Origin of the sequence: Streptomyces sp. NPDC006925 (assembly GCF_042869575.1) — a bacterium.
Lineage (GTDB): Bacteria > Actinomycetota > Actinomycetes > Streptomycetales > Streptomycetaceae > Streptomyces.
Map to the genome: position 1 here is coordinate 172066 of NZ_JBIAGB010000003.1, position 22800 is coordinate 194865.

Annotated in this window: 22 protein-coding genes; 15 read left to right on the forward strand and 7 right to left on the reverse strand. The window is 74.7% G+C overall.

The features are described 5' to 3' along the window. Window positions 1-22: 22 nt before the first annotated feature. Window positions 23-1336 carry a glutamine synthetase family protein gene (locus ACFYNS_RS05920; RefSeq protein ID WP_360298576.1) on the forward strand — a complete coding sequence of 438 codons (1314 nt, stop codon included), beginning with the start codon at window positions 23-25 and terminating at the stop codon, window positions 1334-1336. Continuing rightward, window positions 1337-2521, forward strand: a complete 1185-nt coding sequence (locus tag ACFYNS_RS05925; protein WP_360298551.1) for an amidohydrolase family protein — start codon at window positions 1337-1339, stop codon at window positions 2519-2521. 135 nt (window positions 2522-2656) lie between these two features. On the opposite strand, the gene ACFYNS_RS05930 is transcribed toward ACFYNS_RS05925, so the two are convergent. Together ACFYNS_RS05930 and ACFYNS_RS05935 are read right to left on the reverse strand one after the other, a co-directional pair. After that, the gene (locus ACFYNS_RS05930; protein ID WP_388601061.1) at window positions 2657-3172 is read right to left on the reverse strand and encodes a lytic polysaccharide monooxygenase auxiliary activity family 9 protein; all 516 of its coding nucleotides are present in this window, start codon (window positions 3170-3172) and stop codon (window positions 2657-2659) included. 202 nt (window positions 3173-3374) lie between these two features. Further along, window positions 3375-4454, reverse strand: coding sequence for a PP2C family protein-serine/threonine phosphatase (locus tag ACFYNS_RS05935; protein WP_360298545.1), 1080 nt, complete (start codon window positions 4452-4454; stop codon window positions 3375-3377). Window positions 4455-4930: 476 nt separating this feature from the next. Between ACFYNS_RS05935 and ACFYNS_RS05940 the strand changes: the two genes are divergently transcribed. The 11 genes from ACFYNS_RS05940 to ACFYNS_RS05990 all read left to right on the forward strand — a co-directional run bounded on the left by ACFYNS_RS05940 (window position 4931) and on the right by ACFYNS_RS05990 (window position 17221). Next, the gene (locus ACFYNS_RS05940; protein WP_388601063.1) at window positions 4931-6661 is read left to right on the forward strand and encodes an AMP-binding protein; all 1731 of its coding nucleotides are present in this window, start codon (window positions 4931-4933) and stop codon (window positions 6659-6661) included. A 23-nt stretch (window positions 6662-6684) separates the two neighbouring features. Next, the gene (locus ACFYNS_RS05945) at window positions 6685-7647 is read left to right on the forward strand and encodes a LuxR C-terminal-related transcriptional regulator (RefSeq protein ID WP_388601065.1); all 963 of its coding nucleotides are present in this window, start codon (window positions 6685-6687) and stop codon (window positions 7645-7647) included. A 241-nt stretch (window positions 7648-7888) separates the two neighbouring features. Next, the gene (locus tag ACFYNS_RS05950; protein ID WP_388601067.1) at window positions 7889-8479 is read left to right on the forward strand and encodes a hypothetical protein; all 591 of its coding nucleotides are present in this window, start codon (window positions 7889-7891) and stop codon (window positions 8477-8479) included. A gap of 89 nt (window positions 8480-8568) precedes the next feature. Further along, window positions 8569-9198 (forward strand): hydrogenase maturation protease, encoded by a 630-nt coding sequence (locus tag ACFYNS_RS05955; protein WP_388601070.1) that lies wholly within the window; start codon window positions 8569-8571, stop codon window positions 9196-9198. A 64-nt stretch (window positions 9199-9262) separates the two neighbouring features. Further along, entirely contained in the window at window positions 9263-9643 is a 381-nt protein-coding gene (locus tag ACFYNS_RS05960; RefSeq protein ID WP_360303059.1) for a hydrogenase maturation nickel metallochaperone HypA, read from the forward strand. A gap of 4 nt (window positions 9644-9647) precedes the next feature. Next, window positions 9648-10445: a hydrogenase nickel incorporation protein HypB gene (gene hypB, locus ACFYNS_RS05965; RefSeq protein ID WP_388601073.1), complete on the forward strand. Its 798-nt coding sequence runs from the start codon at window positions 9648-9650 to the stop codon at window positions 10443-10445. Then, window positions 10432-12846 (forward strand): carbamoyltransferase HypF, encoded by a 2415-nt coding sequence (gene hypF / locus ACFYNS_RS05970; protein ID WP_388601075.1) that lies wholly within the window; start codon window positions 10432-10434, stop codon window positions 12844-12846. Before hypB ends, hypF begins: the two co-directional genes overlap by 14 nt. Before the next feature lie 23 nt (window positions 12847-12869). After that, the gene (locus ACFYNS_RS05975; RefSeq protein WP_360303053.1) at window positions 12870-13193 is read left to right on the forward strand and encodes a HypC/HybG/HupF family hydrogenase formation chaperone; all 324 of its coding nucleotides are present in this window, start codon (window positions 12870-12872) and stop codon (window positions 13191-13193) included. Beyond that, the gene (hypD, locus tag ACFYNS_RS05980) at window positions 13190-14317 is read left to right on the forward strand and encodes a hydrogenase formation protein HypD (protein ID WP_388601077.1); all 1128 of its coding nucleotides are present in this window, start codon (window positions 13190-13192) and stop codon (window positions 14315-14317) included. Before ACFYNS_RS05975 ends, hypD begins: the two co-directional genes overlap by 4 nt. Window positions 14318-14447: 130 nt before the next feature. Next, on the forward strand, window positions 14448-15437 hold the full coding sequence (gene hypE, locus ACFYNS_RS05985) for a hydrogenase expression/formation protein HypE (protein ID WP_388601430.1): 990 nt from the start codon (window positions 14448-14450) through the stop codon (window positions 15435-15437). 101 nt (window positions 15438-15538) lie between these two features. Next, entirely contained in the window at window positions 15539-17221 is a 1683-nt protein-coding gene (locus ACFYNS_RS05990; protein ID WP_360290036.1) for an enoyl-CoA hydratase-related protein, read from the forward strand. A gap of 128 nt (window positions 17222-17349) precedes the next feature. Here ACFYNS_RS05990 and ACFYNS_RS05995 read toward each other — a convergent pair whose 3' ends face one another. The 3 genes from ACFYNS_RS05995 to ACFYNS_RS06005 all read right to left on the reverse strand — a co-directional run bounded on the left by ACFYNS_RS05995 (window position 17350) and on the right by ACFYNS_RS06005 (window position 19698). Beyond that, window positions 17350-17586 (reverse strand): chaplin, encoded by a 237-nt coding sequence (locus ACFYNS_RS05995; RefSeq protein ID WP_075000811.1) that lies wholly within the window; start codon window positions 17584-17586, stop codon window positions 17350-17352. Between the two features lie 568 nt (window positions 17587-18154). After that, the gene (locus tag ACFYNS_RS06000; RefSeq protein WP_360290038.1) at window positions 18155-18814 is read right to left on the reverse strand and encodes a hypothetical protein; all 660 of its coding nucleotides are present in this window, start codon (window positions 18812-18814) and stop codon (window positions 18155-18157) included. Continuing rightward, complete coding sequence (locus ACFYNS_RS06005) at window positions 18811-19698, reverse strand: ATP-binding cassette domain-containing protein (RefSeq protein WP_388601081.1); 888 nt, start codon at window positions 19696-19698, stop codon at window positions 18811-18813. The genes ACFYNS_RS06000 and ACFYNS_RS06005 overlap by 4 nt, the downstream gene beginning before the upstream one ends. Window positions 19699-20064: 366 nt before the next feature. Between ACFYNS_RS06005 and ACFYNS_RS06010 the strand changes: the two genes are divergently transcribed. Beyond that, window positions 20065-20349, forward strand: coding sequence for a hypothetical protein (locus ACFYNS_RS06010; RefSeq protein ID WP_360290040.1), 285 nt, complete (start codon window positions 20065-20067; stop codon window positions 20347-20349). 349 nt (window positions 20350-20698) lie between these two features. Then, the gene (locus ACFYNS_RS06015) at window positions 20699-20914 is read left to right on the forward strand and encodes a hypothetical protein (protein WP_360302927.1); all 216 of its coding nucleotides are present in this window, start codon (window positions 20699-20701) and stop codon (window positions 20912-20914) included. A gap of 114 nt (window positions 20915-21028) precedes the next feature. Here the strand turns inward: ACFYNS_RS06015 and egtD are convergent, their stop codons facing one another. Beyond that, a complete protein-coding gene (gene egtD, locus ACFYNS_RS06020; RefSeq protein ID WP_360302929.1) occupies window positions 21029-22024 on the reverse strand; it encodes an L-histidine N(alpha)-methyltransferase in 996 nt (331 codons plus the stop codon). Beyond that, window positions 22021-22776 carry an ergothioneine biosynthesis protein EgtC gene (gene egtC, locus ACFYNS_RS06025; RefSeq protein WP_388601085.1) on the reverse strand — a complete coding sequence of 252 codons (756 nt, stop codon included), beginning with the start codon at window positions 22774-22776 and terminating at the stop codon, window positions 22021-22023. Before egtC ends, egtD begins: the two co-directional genes overlap by 4 nt. Window positions 22777-22800: the final 24 nt, after the last annotated feature.

Consider the following 22800-nt stretch of genomic DNA (forward strand, 5'->3'; position numbering starts at 1 on the left):
CGCCCGACTCGCCCACGCCGGAGTGCACGGCACCGCGCTCACCTGGGTGGACAACGCGGGCCTCACCCGGGTCAAGGCCGTACCCGCGGACAAGCTGGCGCAGGCGACCGGTACCGGCGTCGGCATGTCCCCGTGCTTCGACGTCTACCTCGTCGACGACTCGATGACCTCGAGCGAGTACATCGGCGGCCCCGACGGGGATCTGCGCCTGGTGCCGGACCTGGACCGGCTCACGGTGCTCTTCGCCCAGCCCGGCTGGGCGTGGGCCCCGGTCGACCGCCACGAGCAGGACGGGGCGCCCTACGCGGCCTGCCAGCGCGGCTTCGCCCGCCGGATGGCCGCGCGTGCCCGGGCCGAGCACGGCATCGAGCTGCGGATGGGGTTCGAGACCGAGTGGGTGGCGGTGCGCGGCCCGCTGCCGGACGCGGAGAGCGAGCCCGCGTACCCGACGACCGGTCCCGCCTACGGCATGGCACGGCTGGTGGAGAACGCGGACTATCTGCGCGACGTCCTGGCGGCGCTGTCCGCGCAGGGCGTGGAGGTGCTGCAGATCCATCCCGAGTACGCGGCGGGCCAGTTCGAGGTCTCGGTCGCGCCGTCGGACCCGGTGGGCGCTGCCGATCTGGCGGTGCTGGTCCGGGAGACGGTGCGGGCGGTCTCGCTGCGGCACGGGCTGACGGCCTCGTTCGCCCCTGTCGTGGATCCGGCCGGGGTGGGCAACGGCGGGCATCTGCATCTGAGCCTCTGGCGGGACGGGCGCAACCTGTGCGCGGGCGGCGAGGGGCCGTTCGGCATGACGCGGGAGTGCGAGGCGTTCCTGGCCGGGGTGCTGCGCGAGCTGCCCGCGCTGCTCGCGCTCGGCGCCCCCTCCCCCGCCAGCTATCTGCGGCTGCGCCCGTCCCGCTGGGCGGGTGCCTTCCGGTGTTGGGGCCTGGAGAACCGGGAGGCGGCGCTCCGGTTCGTCGCGGGCCGGGCCGCCGCGCCGGACGGCGCCAACGCGGAGCTCAAGTGCGTGGACGCGGCGGCCAACCCGTATCTGCTGGTGGGCGGCGTCCTGGCGGCGGGGCTGGCGGGCCTGGCCGACCTGGCGGACGGCGGCCGGAGCACCCGGCTGCCCGCGCCCGTCTCCGGGGACCCGGCGCTGCGCGGCGACCAGCCCGGACTGCCGGGCTCGCTGACCGCCGCACTGGAGCAGTTCCAGCGGTCCGAGGTGCTGCGCGAAGCCCTGGGCGAGCCGCTCTTCGACGCCGTCCGCGCGGTACGGGCGGGTGAGATCGCGCTGTTCGAGGGGGCGAGCGAGCGGGAGATCGCCGCCGCGACCCGGGGGAGGTACTGAATGGCCGTCCCTTCGGCGTCCCCGGAACCCGAACCCGGGATCCTCCCGGCGTTCCCGGCGCTGGTCGACCAGCACTGCCACGGAGTGCTGCGAAGCGGACCCGAACCGGAAGCGTTCGAGGACTGGCTGACGGAGGCCCATCCCGCACCCCGCGGCACGCCCCGGCCCGGCTCTTCCCCGCAGGAGGCCGGCATCCCGTTCAGCTACTTCGACACCCAGCTCGGCTTCGCGGTACGGCGCTGGTGCGCTCCCGTGCTCGGCCTCGAGCCGCACTGCCCGCCCGAGAGGTATCTCGCGCGGCGCGCCGAGCTGGGCACCGCGGAGGTGACCGGCCGCATGCTGCGGGCCAGCGGGATCGCCGCCTTCCTCGTCGACACCGGGCTGCCCGGCCATCTGCTGACGCCGGGCGAGCTGGCCGAGTCCGCGGCCGCCGAGGCCCATGAGATCGTCCGGCTCGAGCGGCTGGCCGAGCGGGCCGCCGACGCCGCGCGCGACACCCACAGCTTCCTGGCGGAGGTCTCCGACGCGGTCCGCGAATCCTCCCGCACGGCCCGGGGCTTCAAGTCCGTGGTCGCCTACCGCTGCGGGCTGGAGCTGGCGCCCGCTCCACCCGGCACCTCGGAGATCTACGCGGCGGCCGACCGGTGGCTGGCCTCCCGGGTGCCCGGCGGCCGGCTCTCCGACCCCGTCCTGGAGCGGCACCTGCTGTGGTCCGCCGTGCGAACGGGGCTGCCACTGCAACTGCACACCGGCTTCGGCGATCCGGACCTGCGCCTGGACCGCTGCGACCCGCTGCTGTTGACCGACTTCATCCGCGCGGTGGCCCCCTACGGCGCCCCGCTGGTCCTGTTGCACTGCTACCCCTACCAGCGCGGCGCCGGCTATCTGGCGGCCGTCTTCCCGCATGTGTACGCCGACTTCGGGCTCGCGTTGAGCCATACCGGGACCCGTGCCCGCGAGGTGCTGGCCCAGCTGCTGGAACTCACCCCGTTCGGCAAGCTCCTCTTCTCCACCGACGCCTACGGCGTCCCGGAGCTCTTCCTGGTCGGCGCCCGGCTCTTCCGCGAGGCGATGACGGAGCTGACGCGGGAGTGGGTGCGCCGGGGCGCGTGGTCGCCTTCCGACGCGGAACGGGTGACCCTCATGGTCGCCGGTGGTACCGCCCGGCGGCTCTACGGCCTGTGAGCGGCCGGCGCGGCGCGGCCCTTCGCGCCCCGCCGGGAAGGGCCGCGGGCGCACCGGCCGGTACGGGACCGGGGAAGAGCCGAGGAGCCTCCCACGGCCGCGGAGCGGCGGCGGGAGGCTCCCGGTGGACACTGCTCAGCCGATGTTCACGTCGACGCAGGCGTAGAACGCGTTGGCGGTGTCGGCGACGTTCCAGACCGCCAGCACGGTCTGCCTGCCGGAGAACCCGCCGAAGTCGACGTCGTGCGAGAGCCGGGAGGGTGGCTGCTCCCCGCCCTGGTCGAACTCGGCGATCTGCCGGCCCTCGATGAAGTACTGCCAGGTGGTCGTGCGGTGCGCCGCGGTCAGCGTCCAGTTGAAGGTGGCGGAGCTGCCGACGTCGGCCACGTTCCAGCCGTGGTCGTCGTCGCGCAGCTCGGCCCACTCGTCGTGGCCGCCGGCACAGTCCTGGAGCCCCTTGGGGCCTTCGACGCTCTGCGGCTCGTACTTGATGGAGCCGCACTCCACGACGCCGGCGGCACACTGCGCCTGCCGGCTGGCGGGGTCGCTGATGTAGCCGTGGGCGCTGGCGGGGGTCACGGACAGACCGAGGACGAGCAGGGGCGAGAGCCCGGCACCGACGAGCGTGGCCAGCTTTCGTGTCTTGTGCATGTCAAACTCCTTCGGCGGCAGGACCGGCGAGCCGCCGCGGCGCACCCGGCGGCACTGCCGAGCGCGGCACCGAGTGCGGCACCCCGGATCCCGGTGGGGGGGTCATCCGATTGGTCTAGACTTAAGCAAGTGACCGCGCACGGTCAAGACATCGGACACCATGCGGTCACAGCAGTCACAGCACCGCGGGCGACCGGCGGCCTCACGCGCCGCGGGTGAGCACCAGCAGCGCCATGTCGTCCTGCCGCTGGCCCCCCGTCCACTCCGTGACCGCCTTGACCAGCGCGTCGGCCAGTTCGTCCGCACGGCTCAGCCCCGCGGAGCACAGCCCCCACCGGACGTCGAAGAAGTCGCCCTGCGCGTTGCGGGCCTCGGTGACCCCGTCGGTGACCAGCACCAGGGAGTCGTTCGGCGCCAGCGGGAAGGTCTCCTCCACCGGCGCGCCGGTCGCGGAGCCGAGCCCGGTGGAGAGCGGCAGCTCCGGATGCGTGGGCTCCAGGCAGACGGCATTGCCGTCGTGCAGCAGATAGGGCGGCGGATGCCCCCGGTTGAGCACGGTGACCGTGTCCCCGCCGGGCGGGATCTGGACGAGGAGCGCCGTGACGAACCCCTCGACGTCGTCCTCCGAACCCCGGCGGCGCTCCCCCTCCCGGTCCAGGGCGCGATCGAGGCGGTCGGCCAGCTCGTGCAGGGTCGGGGCGTGTTCGGCGGCCTCGCGGAAGGCGCCGACGGCCACCGAGACCGCGGAGACGGCGGGCAGGCCCTTGCCCCGCACATCGCCGATCACGGCGCGGATGCCGAACGGCGTCTCCTGCAGGGCGTAGAGGTCGCCACCGATCGCCGCCCCCTGCTGGGCCGCCACATAGCGGTCGGCGACCGCGAGCGGGCCCACGTCGGCGGGCGGCGCCGGCAGCACGGCCCGCTGCGCGGCCTCGGCGACCGTCAGCGCGACGGCCAGATTGCGGCCCTGCCGGTCGACGAGCCACTTGATCCAGAGCCCCACCAGACTGACGAACAGCACCGCCGCCACGTCGATCAGCAGTGCCGAACCGGCACGGCCCGCGGATCCCGCCGCCCCCGCCGCCGCCACCCCCGCCGCGAGCGCGAACAGCGCGCTGACCCGGAAGGAGTAGCTCAGGCCGGCCACCATCGAGGTGCAGGCCAGCAGCGGCAGCCCGTAGTACGGCTCGGGTGAGAACACGTCGGCAGCCACGCCTCCGAGCAGCAGCAGCGGCGGTGCCGCGTACGGCACTCTGCCCAGTCCATCCGCGGGCCCGCCCACCCGGCCCTCCCTGTTCCTGTCGGTCCGACGCGCGGACAGAGCCGATTCCTTGTCCCGGTGATTCTCCCATTTGCGTATATTTCTGCATGGCCTTCGCGGCCGGAAACCCGCGGAAGAGCGCGGCGGACCCGCCAACGGCCCGGCCTACGCGGGCCGTCCGGGGGCCGGATTCACCCGTTCGGCCCGCGAGCCGCACCCGGCCCGCGAAACGGCTCGTCCACCCGCGGGCCCCCGGCCGCGGGGCGGGGGCGGTTCACCGGCGGCGCCGAAAAGGGGGCGCCGAAAGCGGCCCCCGCAAGCGACCGGCACCGGCACGGGGACAGGTCGCGGCACCGGCACCGGACGCGGCGAAGCGACTCCGGGGGCGGGCGCCCCGCACGGCCGGCGGCCACTACCCCCGACAAGGGGTAGCGGCCCCCTCAGCGGGGCAGGTAAGTGTGACGCACGACACCCGACGTGCTTCTGTGGAGGCTGCCGTGCCCGCGCCCGAACCCCATCCCGCACACCCGGCTGCGCGCAGCTACGCCTCCGGGCCTTCGACGGCTCCGCTGCTGGGCGACACCATCGGGGAGAATCTGGACCGGACCGTCGCCGCCCACGGGGAGCGGGACGCGCTGGTGGACGTCGGCAGCGGACGGCGCTGGAGCTACCGCGAGTTCGGTGTCGAGGTCGAGGCCCTCGCGCTGGGGCTGCACGAACTGGGCGTCCGCAAGGGCGACCGGGTGGGCATCTGGGCACCCAACTGCCCGGAGTGGACGCTGACGCAGTACGCGACGGCCAAGCTGGGCGCCGTACTCGTCAACATCAACCCCGCCTACCGCGCACACGAACTGGCGTACGTGCTCGCCCGGGCGGGGATCCGCACCCTGCTGGCCGCCCGCAGCCACAAGGACTCCGACTACGCGGCGATGATCGAGCAGGTGCGCGGCGAGTGCCCCGCGCTGCGGGACGTCGTCCTGCTCGGCGAGGAGGCGTGGGCCGGGCTGCTGGAGGGCGGCCGGGCGCTCCAGCCCGAGCAGGCCCGGGAGGTGCTGGACGGCATCGCCGCCACGCTCTCGGCCGACGACCCGGTCAACATCCAGTACACCTCCGGCACCACCGGCTTCCCCAAGGGCGCCACCCTCTCCCACCACAACATCCTCAACAACGGCTACTTCGTCGGCGAGCTGTGCCGCTACACCGAAGCCGACCGGATCTGCCTGCCGGTGCCCTTCTACCACTGCTTCGGCATGGTGATGGGCAATCTGGCAGCCACCAGCCACGGCGCGTGCATGGTGATCCCCTCCGCCGCCTTCGATCCGGCGGCGGCGCTGCGGGCGGTCCAGCGGGAGCGCTGCACCTCGCTGTACGGGGTGCCGACGATGTTCATCGCCGAGCTGGCCGAACCGGACTTCGACTCCTACGACCTGACCAGCCTGCGCACCGGCATCATGGCCGGCTCACCGTGCCCGGTCGAGGTGATGAAGCAGGTCATCGAACGCATGGGGATGGCCGAGGTGTCGATCTGCTACGGCATGACGGAGACCTCGCCGGTCTCCACCCAGACCCGGGCCGACGATTCGATCGAGCGCCGGGTGTCGACGGTGGGCCGGGTCGGTCCGCACCTGGAGGTCAAGGTCGTCGACCCGGACACCGGCCGGTGCCTGCCCCGCGGCGAGCCGGGCGAACTGTGCACCCGCGGCTACTCGGTGATGCTCGGCTACTGGGAGCAGCCGGAGGCGACCGCGGCCGCCGTCGACGCCGCCCGCTGGATGCACACCGGTGACCTGGCGGTGATGGACGCGGAGGGGTACGTCAGCGTCACGGGCCGGATCAAGGACATGGTCATCCGCGGCGGCGAGAACATCTATCCGCGGGAGGTCGAGGAGTTCCTGCACACCCATCCCGACGTCCTCGACGCGCAGCTCGTCGGGGTGCCCGACGAACGCTACGGTGAGGAACTGATGGCGTGGATACGGATGCGGGACGGCGCGGCACCGCTGACGGCGGACGACGTCCGCGCGTTCTGCTCCGGCAGGCTCGCCCACTACAAGATTCCGCGCTACGTCCATGTGGTCGACGCGTTCCCGATGACCGTGACCGGCAAGATCCGCAAGGTCGAGATGCGCGAGCGGTCGATCGAGCTGCTGGAAGCGGCCCGGCAGCCCGGCCCGGGAGACGGATCCGGGCAGCGAGCCGCCCCGCAGTCGAACACCCCGTCGAACTGACCAGCGCAGCGGAGGAGTCGAGGTTGCCTTCACCCGACCGTTCCCGTTCCCACCCCCGCGTCCCCGGCGGCGCAGTGCCCTTCTCCCGCGCTCCGCTGCGGCAGGGGGACACCGACGCCTACCGGCACGCCCTCCGGCTGGCGCGGCAGCGCACCGGTGTGCGCACGGTCTTCGGCGGGGAGGTCGCCGACGGGGCGCTGCGGCTGACGGAGTTCAACGGCACCCTGACCGACTCCATGCGCGGTCTGCGGGTGGTCCCCGGACGGGGGCTGGGCGGCTACGTCCTGACGCACCAGCGCCCCTACGCGGTCAACGACTACGTACCGGCGACCACCATCACCCACGACTACGACAGCCCCGTGCGCCGCGAGGGCATCCGCGCGATAGTGGCGGCCCCGGTCACCGTGCAGGGCGGGGTGCGCGGCGTGCTCTACGCCGCGGCCCGCGACACCGCGCCGCTGGGCGATCGCGCGACCGCGGCACTCGTGGACGCGGCGCGGCGCCTGGCGAGCGAACTGGCCGTGCGCGACGAGGTGGACCGGCGCGTCCGGCTGCTCGAGGCCGCCGCCGAAGCCCCGGCCCCGGAGCCGGCCGCGCCCGGGCTCGACGCGCTGCGCGACCTGCACGCGGAACTGCGCGGCATCGCCCAGGAGATCGAGGACAGGGCGCTGCGGGACAGACTGCGCCAGGCGTGCGACCGCTTCCTGCGGGCCGGGGCGGAGTCCGGCTCCGGCGACGGCGCCCCGGACGCCGATCCCGGCGGCCGGCCGGACGCCCCGGCCGCGGACCGGCCGCGGCTCTCCCCGCGCGAACTCGACGTGCTCTCCTACGTGGCGCTGGGCTGCACCAACGCCGAAGCGGCCCAGTACCTGGGGCTGGAGGCGGAGACGGTCAAGGCCTACCTGCGCAGCGCGACCCGCAAGCTGGGCGTGCACAGCCGGCACCACGCGGTGGCGGCCGCCCGCCGGCACGGCCTGCTGCCCTGACGGTCCGCCGTGCCGAAGGGCACCCCTCGCGGCCCTGGACGGGAGGTGCCCGGCCGGATACGGGACGCCTGCCGGGGCGGGCCGGGTGGCCGCCCCGGGAGGACCGCGCGGTCCGGGTGCCCCGATCGGCCGATCCACGCGGAGCGGAGTCGGTCGTTAACCCCCACATGATCACTGCACAACGACACCCCCTTCCGGCCCTGGAGACACCGCCGCAGCACGGAGGAGAGGCGGGCGCACGATGAGCAAGCGGCAGAAGGGACGCAAGCACCGCACGGTCAACCGCACCCCGCGCCCGGTGGGTTCCGCCGTCCGGACGAGGCCCGTCCGGGCGACGGCGACGGGCCTGACAGCGGCGGACAGGGCCGCCCCGGACCGGACAGCCGCGGCCGGCCCGGCCGTGCGCACCGAAGCTCCCGCGGCCCGGCCCGTGCCCGCACCCGGCGGCACCCCGCGCGGCACCCCCGAGACCGCGCCGAGGACCGGGCCGGGCCAGGGGGCGCAGAGCGCTCCGCGGCCGGCGTCCGGATCCGAGGCGGCGGACGAGCTCTTCCGCACCCCCGCCCGCGACGGAGGGCTCGGGCAGAGCGCGGGCCGTACGTGGGACCGGGTGCGGGCCGCGGGCGCGTCGGGCACGACAGTCGAGGAGCTGTCGGCCAGCGTGGGGTACCAGGAGCGCACCGTGCTCAAGCACCTGCTGGGCCTGGCCGAGCACGGGCTCGCCGAGCAGCACGGCCCCGGCCGCTGGCGCCCCGTCCCCGAGGGCGGCGCGGAGGCGGACGACGGACGGCACGGCGCACCGGACCGGTCCCGGGTGCCACAGGGCGCCTGAGGTTCCCGGGCCGCTCCCCCGCCCCCGCCACGCGGTCCGGTACGGCGCAGAGGCCGTACCGGACCGCTCCCCCCACCTGCGGAGTCCGTATGACCGAACCGACCGGCCGCACCCTCGTCGCGGGGATCGGCAACATCTTCCTGGGCGACGACGGCTTCGGTGTCGAGGTCGTACAGCGGCTGGCCCGGCGCCCGCTGCCCGGCCATGTGCAGGTCCTCGACATCGGCGTACGCGGCGTGCACCTGGCCTACCAGGTGCTGGACAGCTGCGACACGCTGATCCTGGTGGACGCCGTGCACCGCGGGGGCGCCCCCGGGACGGTGCGGCTGATCGAGGTGGCCGAGGAGGACCGCGCCTGCCCGGCCGGGGTGCCGGCCGTCGACGGGCACCACATGTCCCCGGACGCCGTGCTCGCCCTGCTGGAGACGCTGCGGGAGGGTACCGGAGGCAGTGCGCCCCGGCGGGTGTTCGTCGTCGGCTGCGAGCCCGCCGACCTGGCGGAGGGCATCGGGCTGAGCGCCCCGGTGGCCGCCGCGGTGGAGGAGGCGGTGACGGTGGTGGAGCGGATGCTGGCGGACGAATCCGCCTGCGTGCCCCCGGAGGCCCCGGCTCCGGCCGACGACCCCGCGGCGGCCGGGCAGCCGGGATCGGCCGGGCCGGCACAAGCCGCCGAACGGCGGACGGCCGCCCGGGAAAGCGGCGTGGCGGCCCGGGGGTGACCGGCGGTGCCCCTGTAATGGTGCGGGCCGCAGCCTGGTCCGTACCGCGCAGGGGAAGTGACCGATGCACGAGATGTCCATCGCCATGGCAGTGGTCTGCCAGGTCGAGGAGGCGGCGCGCACCCACGGAGCCGCGGGCGTCGAGACGGTGACCCTGCAGGTGGGCGAACTCGCCGGGGTCGTCCCCGACGCACTGCGCTTCTCCTTCGCGCTCGCCTGCGAGGGCACCGTCCTGTCCGGTGCCGAACTGGTCACCGACCAGGTGGCGGGACGCGCCCGGTGCACGTCCTGCGCACGGGAGTGGGAGACGGGGCTGCCCCCGCGGTTGGGCTGCCCGCGGTGCCCGGACTCGCGCACCGAGCTGCTGTCCGGCCGTGAGCTACAGATCGCCACCGTGCGGTGGGCCGAGGACCCGCAGCGCACCCGAGCCCTTGAGGAGCTGTGAAGCCATGTGCCGTGTCTCCGATCTGCGACAGGCCGTGCTGGAGCGCAACGACACCCGCGCCGAACGGCTGCGCGCCGAACTGGCCGCGCGCGGCACGGTCGTCGTCAACCTGCTCTCCAGCCCGGGCAGCGGCAAGACGGCGCTGCTGGAGACCGAGCTGCGGCTGGCGCGGGAGCGGGGCGTCGCGGTGGCGGCCCTGACCGCGGATCTGGCCACCGAGAACGACGCCCGACGGCTGGCCCGGTCCGGGGCGACGGTCAAGCAGGTGCTGACCGACGGCCTGTGCCATCTGGAGGCCGACATGCTGGCCGGGCACCTGGCCGGGTGGCTGCCCGACGCCACCCGGCTGCTGTTCGTCGAGAACGTGGGCAACCTGGTCTGCCCCGCCTCCTACGACCTGGGCGAGTCGCTGCGGGTGGTGCTCGCATCGGTCACCGAGGGCGAGGACAAGCCGCTGAAGTACCCCACCGCCTTCGGGCTCGCGCAGCTCGTGGTCGTCACCAAGCAGGACCTGGCGCAGGCGGCCGGGTTCGACCGGGAGGCGTTCCTGGCAAACGTCCGGCAGGTCAATCCCGGCGTGGAGGTCGTCGACACCTCGGTGCGCGACGGGCTGAACCTCGGTGTGCTGCTGGAGCGCGCGCTGGCGGTGGGCGCCGGAACCGCCGCGCACCGGCCGGTGATGGCCCGCCCCGCCGGACACGCGCACGACGGACCGCACACGCACGGCGGACCGGACGACGGGGCGCGAGGACACGGCGGACCGCACACGCACGACGGATCGCAGGCCCATGTCGGAGGCTGACCTCTCCGCGGCCGAGCGCAGCCGCGTGCTGGTCCGCGGCGTGGTCCAGGGCGTGGGCTTCCGCCCGCACGTGTACGCGCTCGCCGGCCGACTGGGGCTCTCCGGCCATGTCACCAACACGGGCGAGGGTGTGGTGGCCGAGGTGGAGGGCGCCGGCGAGGCCGTCGCCGCCTTCCGGGAGCGGATCGGAGCCGAGGCTCCGCCACTCGCCGTGATCGAGTCGGTCAGCCACCGGTCGCTGCCCCTCGCAGGCGGGTCCGGCTTCCGCATCCTCGCCTCCCGTCCGGCCGCAGGGCGCCGCACCCTGGTGGCGCCGGACACGGCGACCTGCGACGCCTGTCTGCGCGAGATGACCGACCCGGCCGACCGCCGCTACCGGCATCCGTTCATCACCTGCACGGACTGCGGACCGCGCTTCACCATCGTCACCGGGCTGCCCTACGACCGCGCCAACACCACGATGGCCCGGTTCCCGATGTGCGAGCGCTGCGCGCGCGAGTACCGGGACCCGGGCGACCGGCGCTTCCACGCGCAGCCCGTCGCCTGCCACGACTGCGGGCCCCGCGTCCGGCTGCTGGGGCCCGCCACCGCGGCGTCGGGTCCGGCCGAACTCCCCGGCGAGCCGGTGGCCGCGGCCCGGCGGCTGCTGGCCGAGGGCGCGGTCGTCGCGGTGAAGGGCCTGGGCGGCTACCACCTGGCCTGCGACGCGGCCGACGAGCAGGCGGTGGCGCTGCTGCGCCGCCGCAAGGCGCGCGGGGACAAGCCGTTCGCGGTGCTGGCTCGCGAGGTGGCCGACATCGAACACCTCGCCCACGTCGACCCGGTGGAACGGGCGCTGCTGACCGGCGGCCGCCGCCCCATCGTGCTGCTGCGCCGCCGCGCCGCCGCCGCGGCGGCCGGTCCGGCTCCGGCTCCCTCGGTCGCACCCGGCAGCCCGGACCTGGGGGTGCTGCTGGCCTACACCCCGCTGCACCACCTGCTCCTGGGCCTGCCCGGCGACCCGCCCGGGCCGCGGCTGCTCGTCCTGACCAGCGGCAATCTCGGCGGGGAGCCGATCGCCACCGGCGAGGAGGAGGCCCTGGAGCGGCTGGCGCACCTCGCCGACGCCTTCCTGACCCACGACCGGCCCATCCATGTGCCCTGCGAGGACTCGGTGGTGCGGGTGTGCGGCGGCGAGGAGTTGCCGGTGCGCCGCTCCCGCGGGTACGCGCCGCTGCCGCTGACCCTGCCGGTGCCGGTCCGGCCCGCGCTGGCGGTCGGCGGCGATCTGAAGAACACCTGCTGCCTGGGCACGGGACGGCAGGCCTGGCTCTCCGCGCACGTGGGGGACATGGACGACCTCGCGACGCTGCGCGCGTTCGCCCGGGCCGAACAACAGCTCGAGGAGATCACGGGCGTCGCCCCCGAGGTGCTGGCCGCCGACCGCCACCCCGGGTACCGGTCGACAGGGTGGGCCGAACGGAACGCCGCGGGCCGGCCGCTGCACCGCGTCCAGCACCACCACGCCCATGTGGCCTCCGCGCTGGCCGAACACGGGCTGGACGGCTCCGCGCCGGTCCTGGGCGTCGCCTTCGACGGCACCGGGTACGGCGACGACGGCGCCGTGTGGGGCGGCGAGTTCCTCCTGGCCGACTACGACGGATTCATCCGGTACGCGCACCTGCGGTACGCCCCGCTGCCCGGCGGTGACGCGGCGATCCGGCATCCCTCCCGGACGGCTCTGGCCCACCTGTGGGCCGCCGGACTGCCCTGGGACGCCGGACTGCCGCCCGTCGCGGCCTGCACGGACACCGAGCGGCGGGTGCTGCAGCGGCAGTTGGAGCAGGACCTGGGCTGTGTGCCGACCTCCAGCATGGGGCGGCTCTTCGACGCGGTGTCCTCGCTGGTCGGGGTGTGCCAGCGGACCGGATACGAGGCGCAGGCGGCGATCGAGCTGGAGGCGGCCGCGGCGGCCTGCCCGGAGCCGGATCCGGGCGGCTACGACTTCCCGCTGCGCCCGGCCGCGGCGGACGGCGGCAGCGGCGCGGCCGACCCGCCGCGGCTCGCCGACCCGACGCCGCTGCTGACGGCCGTGGTCGAGGACCTGCGGACGGGCGTGCCGCGCGAGGCGATCGCCGCGCGGTTCCACACAGCCGTCGCCGCACTGGTCCGGCGCACCTGCGCGGCGGCACGCGAGCGGTACGGGGTGACGACCGTGGCCCTGACCGGCGGGGTGTTCGCCAACGCGGTGCTCTTGCGTGCCTGCACCGGCGCGCTGCGCGCCGACGGATTCACGGTGCTGCGGCACCGGCTCGTCCCGCCCGGGGACGGCGGGCTGGCGCTGGGCCAGCTCGTGGTCGCGGCCCGCGCCGGGGCGGGCGCGCCCAGTATCCCGCCGCCGACCGGTTCCGCGGCGCACTGACCACCGTCGAACGAGGAGAGGCCATGTGTCTGGCGGTACCCGGAAAAGTCCTGCGGATCGAGGAGCGTGACGGCACCCGGATGGCGTCCGTCGACTTCGGCGGAGTGGTCAAGGAGGTGTGTCTGGAGTACGTGCCGGATCTGCGGGTCGGTGAGTACACGATCGTCCACGTCGGCTTCGCACTGCAGCGGCTGGACGAGGAATCGGCGCGCAGGACCCTGGAGCTGTTCGAGAATCTCGGACTGCTGGAGGAGGAGTTCGGCGATCCGTGGCAGGCCGCGGAGGCGGAGCAGCGCGCCGACGGCGTCCCGCAGCCCGGCGACGCGCAGCGGGAGGTGCGGCTGTGAAGTACATCGAGGAGTTCCAGGACCCGGAGCTGGCCGGGAAGCTGCTGGAGGACATCCACGCGACCGTCACCCGGCCCTGGGCGCTGATGGAGGTGTGCGGCGGGCAGACGCATTCCATCATCCGGCACGGTATCGACCAGTTGCTGCCCGAGGAGGTCGAGCTGATCCACGGGCCCGGCTGCCCGGTGTGCGTCACCCCGCTCGAACTGATCGACAAGGCGCTGGAGATCGCCTCCCGGCCCGGGGTGATCTTCTGCTCGTTCGGCGACATGCTGCGGGTGCCGGGCACCGGCCGGGACCTGTTCCGGGTCCGCGCGGAGGGCGGCGACGTCCGGGTCGTCTACTCGCCGCTGGACGCGCTCGCGCTGGCCCGCGAGAACCCGGACCGCGAGGTGGTCTTCTTCGGCATCGGCTTCGAGACGACGGCCCCGCCCAACGCCATGGCCGTGCACCTGGCGGCGCGGGAGGGGCTGCGCAACTTCAGCCTGCTCGTCTCCCACGTACGGGTACCGCCCGCGATCGAGGCCATCATGAGCGCGCCGCACTGCCGGGTGCGCGCGTTCCTGGCGGCCGGGCACGTGTGCAGCGTCATGGGCACCGAGGAGTATCCGGAGCTGGCCGAGCGCCATCGGGTGCCGATCGTCGTCACCGGTTTCGAACCGCTGGACATCCTGGAGGGCGTCCGCCGGGCGGTGCGGCAGCTCGAGGCGGGCCGGGCGACGGTGGAGAACGCCTACCAGCGGGCCGTCGTGCCGCAGGGCAACCCGGCGGCGCGGGCGATGCTGGACGAGGTGTTCACGACGACCGACCGCGGCTGGCGCGGCATCGGCGTCATCCCGGACAGCGGCTGGCGGCTGGCGCCGCGCTTCGAGGCATTCGACGCGGAGCACCGGTTCAGCGTGGCGGGCATCACCACCCGGGAGCCCGCGGCCTGCCGCAGCGGCGAGGTGCTGCAGGGGCTGCTGAAGCCGCACGAGTGCGAGGCGTTCGGCACCACCTGCACCCCCCGCACCCCGCTGGGCGCCACGATGGTCTCCAGCGAGGGTGCCTGCGCCGCCTACTACCTCTACCGCCGTCTCGGCGGGACCACGACCGCACCCCTGGAGGCGAGCACCGTTGACTAGCATCGAGGCCGTCGGCCCGACGGCCGGCGGGGACCCCGGGGCCCCCGAGGCCCCCGCCGGCGGCCGCGCCGCGCCGGACCCGTCCGGCTGGACGTGCCCGGCGCCGCTGCGCGGCCACGAGCGGATCGTGATGGGCCACGGCGGGGGCGGAGCGCTCTCGGCGGAGTTGGTGGAGCAGATCTTCGCGCCCGCGTTCGGCGGCCCTGCGCTCTCGGCGCTCGCCGACTCCGCGGCGCTGGAGCTCGGCGGCGCCCGGCTGGCGTTCTCCACCGACTCCTTCGTGGTGCAGCCGCTGTTCTTCCCCGGCGGCAGCATCGGCGACCTGGCCGTCAACGGCACGGTCAACGATCTGGCGATGAGCGGCGCCCGGCCCGCCTACCTCTCCTGCGGGTTCATCCTGGAGGAGGGAGTGGAGCTCGGCCTGGTGGCACGGATCGCCGAGGCGCTGGGAGCGGCGGCCCGGACGGCCGGTGTCGAGGTGGCCACCGGGGACACCAAGGTCGTGGAGGCGGGGCGCGGCGACGGCGTCTACCTCAACACCGCCGGGATCGGGCTGATCCCGGACGGGGTGGACATCCGCCCACAGCGGGCAGCACCCGGCGACGTGGTCATCGTCAGCGGCGCGGTCGGGGAGCACGGGATCGCGGTGCTGAGCCGGCGTGCGGGGCTGGAGTTCGAGGTCGGCATCGAGAGCGACTGCGCGGCCCTGAACTCCCTGGTGGCGGACATGCTGGCGGTCACACCCGAGTTGCACGTCCTCCGCGACCCGACCCGCGGCGGCGTCGCCGCCGCGCTCAACGAGATCGCGGCGGCCGCCTCGGTCGGCGTCGTCCTGAGGGAGCGGGCGGTACCGGTGCCCGAACAGGTCGCCGCCGCCTGCTCCATGCTGGGCCTGGATCCGCTGTACGTGGCGAACGAGGGCAAGCTGCTGGCGTTCGTGCCCCGTGCGGAGGCGGACGCGGTGCTCGCCGCGATGCGCGCGCATCCGCTGGGGGCCCAGGCCGCCGTGATCGGCGAGTGCGTCGAGGACCACCCCGGGATGGTCGTCGCCCGCACCGGGCTGGGCGGCACCCGGGTCGTCGATCCGCCACTGGGCGAACAACTCCCGCGTATCTGCTGAGCCGTGTGCGCTCAGCCCCGCTGTGCTCGGCGCATCCGTCCGGACGGATCCGCCGGGCCGGACCCCGAAGCACCCCAACGAGCCATCACCAGGAGGTCGTGGTGCGGATCCTGCTCATCGCGAGCGCCTTCAACAGTCTGACCCAGCGGGTTCAGGCCGAACTGCGGGACGCCCGCCACACCGTCGCGACCGAGGTGGTCGGCGACGGCGACGACGTGCGGCGCGCGGTCGACCGGCACAGCCCCGAGCTGGTGGTCGCGCCGATGCTGCGCACCGCGGTGCCCGCGGACGTGTGGTCCCGGCTCACCTGCCTGATCGTGCATCCCGGCCCGCCCGGCGACCGCGGGCCCTCCTCGCTGGACCGGGCCGTCCACGCGGGCCGCACCCGCTGGGGGGTGACGGTGCTGCAGGCCGAGGCGGAACTGGACGCGGGCCCCGTCTGGGCCTCGGCGGAGTGCACCTTGCCGGAGGGGACCAGCAAGAGCGACCTGTACCGGGGGGAGGTGGCCGACGCGGCACTCGAAGCGCTCCGGAGCGCGGTGTCCCGGTTCGCCTCCGGCAGCCACCGTCCGGATACCCAGGACGGGGTGGAGCCGTCGGCGAGTCCGCGGATGCGCCAGGACGAGCGGCGGATCGACTGGCAGACCTTCCGGACGCTCGATGTGCTGCGCACCCTGCGGGCCGCCGACTCGCAGCCCGGGGTGCTGGACGAACTGCTGGGCACGGAGTGGTTCCTGCACGGCGGACACGCCGAGGACCAGCTGTACGGCACCCCGGGCGAGATCCTCGCCACCCGGGCCGGCGCGATCTGCCGCGCGACGGTCGACGGCGCGGTGTGGATCCCGCAGCTGAGGCCGCGCCGCGCCGCGGGCGGGCCGCGGACCTTCCGGCTGCCCGCGACCCTGGCGCTGGGCGAGCGGCTGCCGGACGTACCGGAGCGCCCCGCGCCCCTGGAGCTCGCGCCCGAACGGCACACCCACACCGAGATCCGCTACCGGGAACGCAGCGGCGTCGGGTTCGTCCGCTTCTCCTTTCCCGGCGGCGCGATGAGCACGGTGCAGTGCCGGCGGCTGCTGGCCGCCTACCGGTACGCGTGCACCCGGCCGACCCGGGTGGTGGTGCTGGGCGGCAGGCGGGACTTCTTCTCCAACGGCATCCATCTGGGGGTCATCGAGGCCGCCTCCGATCCGGCCGCGGAGGGCTGGGCCAACATCCAGGCCCTCGACGACGTGGTCGAGGCGGTGCTGACCACCACCGACCGGCTGGTCGTCGCCGCGCTCGGCGGCAACGCGGCGGCCGGGGGCGCGATGCTGGCCGCCGCGGCCGACGAGGTGTGGTGCAGGGCGGGAGCGGTGCTCAACCCGCACTACCGGCTCATGGGCCTGCCCGGGTCGGAGTTCTGGACGTACACACTGCCGCGCCGCGTCGGGCCGGAGATCACCGAGGCGCTGATGCGGGACGCCGAACCGATGAGCGCCGCCACGGCACGCCGGATCGGACTGGTGGACCGGGTGCTGCCGACCTCGCCGAGCGGTTTCGCACCGCGGGTCGCGGAGCTCGCGGCGGCGCTGGCCGAGGACCCGGCCACCCACCAGCGGCTGGCGGTGAAGAAGAGCAACCGTGCGCGCGACGAGGCCACCGAGCCGCTGGCCGCCTACCGCGACCGGGAGCTGGCAGCGATGCACCGGGTGCTGTTCGATCCGGCGGCCCCGCACCACGCGCTGCGCCGGGCCTTCCTGCGCAAGCAGCCTCCGCCCGGCACCGCACCTGCGCTGCGGGGGTAGCGCTCCCGCGCCGTCCACCCCGGCGCCGCCCCACACACGAACGCCCCGCCGTCGGCGGGGCGTTCGTGTGTGCTGCCCGGAACCCGCGCGGGGCGCGGGGCCCCGGGCGGGCGCCGGGCGGTGCCGCGTCAGTCGCTGACGCAGACGTTGCCGAGGGAGGGGTTGAGCAGCGCGAGGATGTCGACGGTGTTGCCGCACAGTTGGACCGGAATGTGCACCGGGATCTGCACGACGTTGCCGGACAGCACTCCCGGCGAGTTCGCCGCGCCACCCTGGGCGCCCGCGTCGGCGGACGCGGCCGTGGCCCCGCCGAGCACGGCGGTGGCGGCGAGACCGAAGGCGACAACCGCGGTACGGATGCGCATGGGGATCCTCCCTGTGTTCGATGTGCCGGACGCGGACCAGAGTGCACCCGGGTACGAACCGGGCATTCCGTCGCCACGCCCACGCACCGGGCGCCCACTCGATCGGGCGAACTCACGGCCAACGGCGCACCACCGCAGCCGCCGCGGGGCCGACGCCGGACAACCCGCCCTGCAGGGACGGCGTGCCACGCGCCCGGGACACCGGTCGCCGGTCGCCCGTCGCCGGTCGCCCGTCGCCGGTCGCCGGTCGGCCGCTGCCCACAGGGACCGCGGCCCTCGGGCCCCGGGCGCCGAGGGGCTGCCGAGCGCGGGTCCGGACGGGCACTCCGTCGACTTGACCCGGTCCTGAAGGACCGGGCTTGGAGGCAGTGCCCAGCTGGCTGCTGGGTGGACTCCTCCCTGAAGGACCCCGGAGGCCCCCGGGCTCTTCCGGGAACTGCTGTCCTACCAGGTCGCCTCGGACGCGGCCGGCCCGGGCCCCGGGCCGGAAGCGCACCCGTGACCCCGCCCGGTGTCCCCACCCGGCGCCGCGGGGCCGCGACTCCCGCTGCGTGCAGCGGCGCCCCGGCTACCCCCTCCGGACGGCGACGAACTGGGCGAGCGAGGCGGCCCCGGCCAGGAGCACGGCAGCGAGCGCGAGCATGCCGCCCGCCGGGGCCAGCAGCTTCGCCGGGTCGGGGGTCGTCGACATCAGGGTGAACAGCCGGTTGACCGGCGGCATCCCCTTGGGGAGGAGGGCGAGCATCATCAGCGCGACGGCGCTCACCAGCGCGTACCCCTGGCGTGCGAAAACCGCGCGGGAGCACAGCACCCCGATCGCGGTGCCGACGAGTGCGCACGTGAGCTGGGCCTCCACGCCCAGCAGGAGACCGTCCAGGGTCACGTGGTAGCGCCCCAGCCACAGTGGGAGGACCAGTCCGAAGACCATCAGCACCCCACAGCTCAGCAGAGCGGTGCCGATCGCCGCGAGGAGGACCTTGAGCGAGCGGCCGCCGGAGGCGACGACGACGATCGCCCGCTGGGCCGGCTCGTCCAGGCTCATCAGCGCGACGGTCAGCCACGTCGAGCAGACGAACAGCGCACCGGCGGAGGACGCGTAGGCGGGAGGCAGCGCCCCACTGCCGTTGACCGTCAACACCCCCAGCAGGCCCGCGAACAGGAGCAGCGGGGCGGCATAGCGCTGGGTGTGCAGCACGGTGGCGAACGTGTAGCGGATCAGGGCGATCACCGGACGCCTCCCCGCCCGGCCGCGTCCTGCTCCGGGGAGCCGGAAGCGCCGCCTGTCACCCGCGCCACCGACCAGCCGTGCCGCAGTGCGGTGAGCAGCAGCGCGTCGGTGGCCTCGGCTGCCACTCGCAGCGTGGTCCCCGAGGCTCCGCAGCGCACCGACAGCACGCCGGCCAACTCCTCCCAGACCAGCTCCCGGGGCGTGCGCCGGCCCGGGTACCCGGTCAGGACGACTTCGCAGGAGGGCCCCGGACCGGTGGGGGCGGACTCCGGTCCGCGCAGCGAGACGCGTCCGTCGCCGACGGTGTAGGTCCGCGTGGCCCGGGTCCGCGTCACCGACTCCCGGTGATCGGTGAATAGCACCGTGCCGCCGGCGTCGGCGACCTCGGTCATGATGTCGGCCACGACCGCGTGGGCGGGCGCATCCAGCCCCGACCACGGCTCGTCGAGGACGAGCAGTCCGGGCTCCACCAACAGCGCCTGGGCGAGCGCGACCTTCCGTGCGTTGCCCTTCGACAGCTCGCGCAGCGGGGTGTGTTCCCCGCCCACCAGGGCCAGTCTCTCCAGGAGTTCGTCCGCGCGCGCGGCGGCGGCCCGGGTGGACAGCCCGCGCACCCGGCCCAGATGGGTCAGGTAGGCGGCCGCCGACATGCGTTCGCCGGGCGAGAACCGGTCGGGCACGTATCCCACGACCGCAGGCCGCGCCACCACCCGGCCGCGCGTCGGCCGGGACAGGCCCACCGCGATGCGCAGCAGGGTGGATTTGCCCGAGCCGTTCCCGCCGGTGAATGCCACGATCTCTCCGGCGGGGACGGCCACCTCGACGTCGCGCAGCAGCCAACCGCCCCGGCCGTAGCGCTTGCTCACCGCGTGCAGATGCACCAACTGAACTCCTCCGTCCGGTCCGGCGGCACCGGATGTGTGCGCGGCGGTACCGGCCGGTCGCGGCGGCGCCCCCTCCGCGGCGCCTCGGCGACACCTCCGCGCGGCCGGGACGCCTCGCCGCCGTCCCGAACCGCCTCGTCCCTACGACTGATCGGATTCTCCGCTGTCGCGATCCATCCGCGCCACCGGCGGCGCTCTTCTCCCGGCGCGCGGCACCCGCGGGGAGCACCGGTGCGAAAAGAGCGGCCACCGCGTGAACTTCCGCGCCGCAGCCCGCATCGAACTCTGCGAACGACGCACCGCGCCGCGGGCTCCGGGCCGCGGCGGCTCTCCGGGAGAGCCGTGCGTGAGAGGAACACAAGCTGCTTGTCGGAGGAGTTCATGAAGTCCTGGCGCTCTCGTATCGCTCTCGGTCTCGCCGCCGGTGCGGCAGCGGTCACCGTGCCGCTGACCGCCACTGCCGCCTTCGCCGCCGGACCTCCGCCCGGCGACGGCTGGCAGCCGGTCGGCGGCGAGTCCTTCGACTCCTGGCAGGCCTGCTACGACCAGATGCAGGCGGACCTGCCGCTGAACCCCCAGTACCACGAGGCCACCTGCGTCCACGACCCGCAGCCCGGTCTCCCCGACTTCTACTCGGAGTGGATGCGCTGAGGCGCGGCGCTGAGGCGCTGAGGCGCTGAGGCGCCGCCGGGCGGCGTCCGGTCGGCGCCCCCCGGCGCTCCGGGCCCTACCGCCGCCTCCGTGACCCGGCCGTCCCCGCCACCTGACTCCCGGTGGCGGGGACGGCTGCCGTGCGCGGTCTCCGCGACCCCGGCCACGGGGGGTGGTGTGCCGCTTCGCGGAACCCGTCGGCCGTGGCCCGCACGGGGGAACGCCCGCGACGGTGCCCTCGGCCATTCGGGGCGGTTATGCCGTGTCCTTCATATAGTGCTCTGTAATGCCCGGGTGCGTGGTGACGATGGACCGGTACTTGTTCTTTCGGACCTTCTCGGAGGTTTTCATGCGCACGCGCACCCTCACGCGCTCCCTCGCCGTCGGCCTGGCCACTCTCGGTCTGGCCGCTGCCGGCACCGCCTCGGCGGTGGCCGGGGGCCACGGGCACAACTGGGTTCACAAGGAGATCCACTACAAGAAGGTCCACGTCAACATCTCGGACGACGACCACATCGTCAGCAACTCCGTGGGCTTCGTCTTCGGCCCGATGCAGAACGACTGACGGCTGAGGGCCGGTCCGCAGCAGACCGGTCGCACCCGTGACGGGCGTGGAGAGGCCCACCCGCGAACCTCCAAGGACCGGGCCCCTCCACGCCGTTCGTCGTGCCCGGCCCGCTCAGCCGGCCGGCTGCACGCGCGCGTCGGGCTCCGGCACGGCGAGGCTGAGCGCGAAGCGGTCCCCGGAATCCGTCCACCACTGGCACAACCGCATCCCGGCCGCCGCCAGCTCGGCGCGGACGGACTCCTTGCGGAACTTCGCCGAGATCTCGGTGCGCAACTCCTCCCCCGACCGGAAGTCGACACTCAGGTCGACGGCGGGGAGCTTGGCGCTCAGCGCCCTGCGGGCCCGCAGCCGCATCTCGATCCACTCGTTCTCCTCGTCCCAGACCGCCACATGCGTGAAGTCGTCCGGGTCGAAGTCCGCGCCCAGTTCGCGGTTGAGGACGTGCAGGACGTTCTTGTTGAACTCCGCGGTGATCCCCTCCGCGTCGTCGTAGGCGGCGACGAGTACAGCGGGGTCCTTGACCAGATCCGTCCCCAGCAGCAGCGCGTCCCGCGGTCCGAGCCGGGACCGCAGGGAGGCCAGGAAGCGGGCGCGGTCGGCGGGCAGCAGGTTGCCGACCGTGCCGCCGAGGAAGGCGACGACCTTCGGCTCGGGGCACTCGGGCAGCGGCAGCTCCTGCTGGAAGTCCGCGACCAGCGCGTGCACGGTCAGCCCGGGGTGGTCGGCCAGCAGCGCGTGTCCGGCCTCGGCCAGCGCGGACTCGCTGACGTCGACGGGCACATAGGTCAGCGGGGCACCGAGCGCGGTCAGCAGCAGCCGGGTCTTGTACGAGGAGCCGGAGCCGAGTTCGACCAGTGTGCGGGCACCGGTCAGCCGGGCGATCCGCGGTGCCGCCTCCCGCAGGATCCCCGCCTCGGCGCGGGTGGGGTAGTAGACGGACAGCTTGGTGATCTGCTCGAAGAGCTCGCTGCCCCGGGCGTCGTAGAACCATTTGGGCGGCAGACTCTTCGGGGTGCGGGCCAGCCCCCGGGTGACGTCCGCGGCCAGCGCGGCCGCGGTCGCGTTCGCGGGCAGGGTACGGGTGAGGGTGAACCGGGACGGGGTCACGCGCGGAACTCCTTCAGGGCGGTCAGCTCGATTCCGCCCGGGTCGCCGGTGAGCAGGTGGGTGTCGGGAACCGGCCGCCACCCCGGATCCGCGTCATGCGGTTCGGAGGCGACGGTGAGGGACATACCGGGCTCCAGCAGGTACCAGAGGGTGTCGCCGGAGGCGGTGGCGGCCAGAGTGCGGCCGTCGGTCAGCAGGAAGTTGAGCCGCGAGCCGGGCGCCGCGTCGGCGAGCTCGACCGCGGTCGCGGCCAGCGCGGCGCCGGGTGCCGTGCCCGCCCGCAGCCGGTGCCCCACCAGTGCCCAGGCCAGCGCCGAGTCGCAGCGGGCCTCCAGGCCCAGCAGTTCCTCGGGCGGCAGGGCGGCCGCCAGCGGCGCCAGGGAGGCGGGCCAGCCGGTCAGCGCGCCGTTGTGGCTGAAGAGCCACGGCCCGGCGGCATAGGGAGCGGCGGCCGCCTCGCCCGCGGCGCAGCCACTGGTCGCGTCGCGTACGGCGGCGAGCAGCGCGCGGGTGCGTACGACCCGGCACAGGTCGGGGAAGAAGCCGTCCGCCCAGATCGGTCCGGATCTGCGGTAGCGGGCCGGCACCGGGTCGCCGTCGGCGTACCAGCCCACGCCGAAGCCGTCGGCGTTGACCGTGCCGTGCGCCTGGCGGCGCGGGGCCCACGACTGGCGGTGCAGCGAGTACGGCGGCGCCAGCAGCAGCTCGCCCACCGTGCGGGCGGGTCCCAGGTGGGCCAGGTGCCGGCACATCAGCGGTGCTCCGGGGCTCGGCCC

Coding starts and splice junctions, on each gene's coding strand:
- ACFYNS_RS05925 (WP_360298551.1), top strand. CDS start 1,337: ATGGCCGTCCCTTCGGCGTCCCCGGAACCCGAACCCGGGATCCTCCCG.
- ACFYNS_RS05930 (WP_388601061.1), bottom strand. CDS start 3,172: ATGCACAAGACACGAAAGCTGGCCACGCTCGTCGGTGCCGGGCTCTCG.
- ACFYNS_RS05950 (WP_388601067.1), top strand. CDS start 7,889: ATGAGCAAGCGGCAGAAGGGACGCAAGCACCGCACGGTCAACCGCACC.
- ACFYNS_RS05955 (WP_388601070.1), top strand. CDS start 8,569: ATGACCGAACCGACCGGCCGCACCCTCGTCGCGGGGATCGGCAACATC.
- ACFYNS_RS05960 (WP_360303059.1), top strand. CDS start 9,263: ATGCACGAGATGTCCATCGCCATGGCAGTGGTCTGCCAGGTCGAGGAG.
- hypB (WP_388601073.1), top strand. CDS start 9,648: ATGTGCCGTGTCTCCGATCTGCGACAGGCCGTGCTGGAGCGCAACGAC.
- hypF (WP_388601075.1), top strand. CDS start 10,432: ATGTCGGAGGCTGACCTCTCCGCGGCCGAGCGCAGCCGCGTGCTGGTC.
- ACFYNS_RS05975 (WP_360303053.1), top strand. CDS start 12,870: ATGTGTCTGGCGGTACCCGGAAAAGTCCTGCGGATCGAGGAGCGTGAC.
- hypE (WP_388601430.1), top strand. CDS start 14,448: ATGGGCCACGGCGGGGGCGGAGCGCTCTCGGCGGAGTTGGTGGAGCAG.
- ACFYNS_RS05995 (WP_075000811.1), bottom strand. CDS start 17,586: ATGCGCATCCGTACCGCGGTTGTCGCCTTCGGTCTCGCCGCCACCGCC.
- ACFYNS_RS06015 (WP_360302927.1), top strand. CDS start 20,699: ATGCGCACGCGCACCCTCACGCGCTCCCTCGCCGTCGGCCTGGCCACT.
- egtC (WP_388601085.1), bottom strand. CDS start 22,776: ATGTGCCGGCACCTGGCCCACCTGGGACCCGCCCGCACGGTGGGCGAG.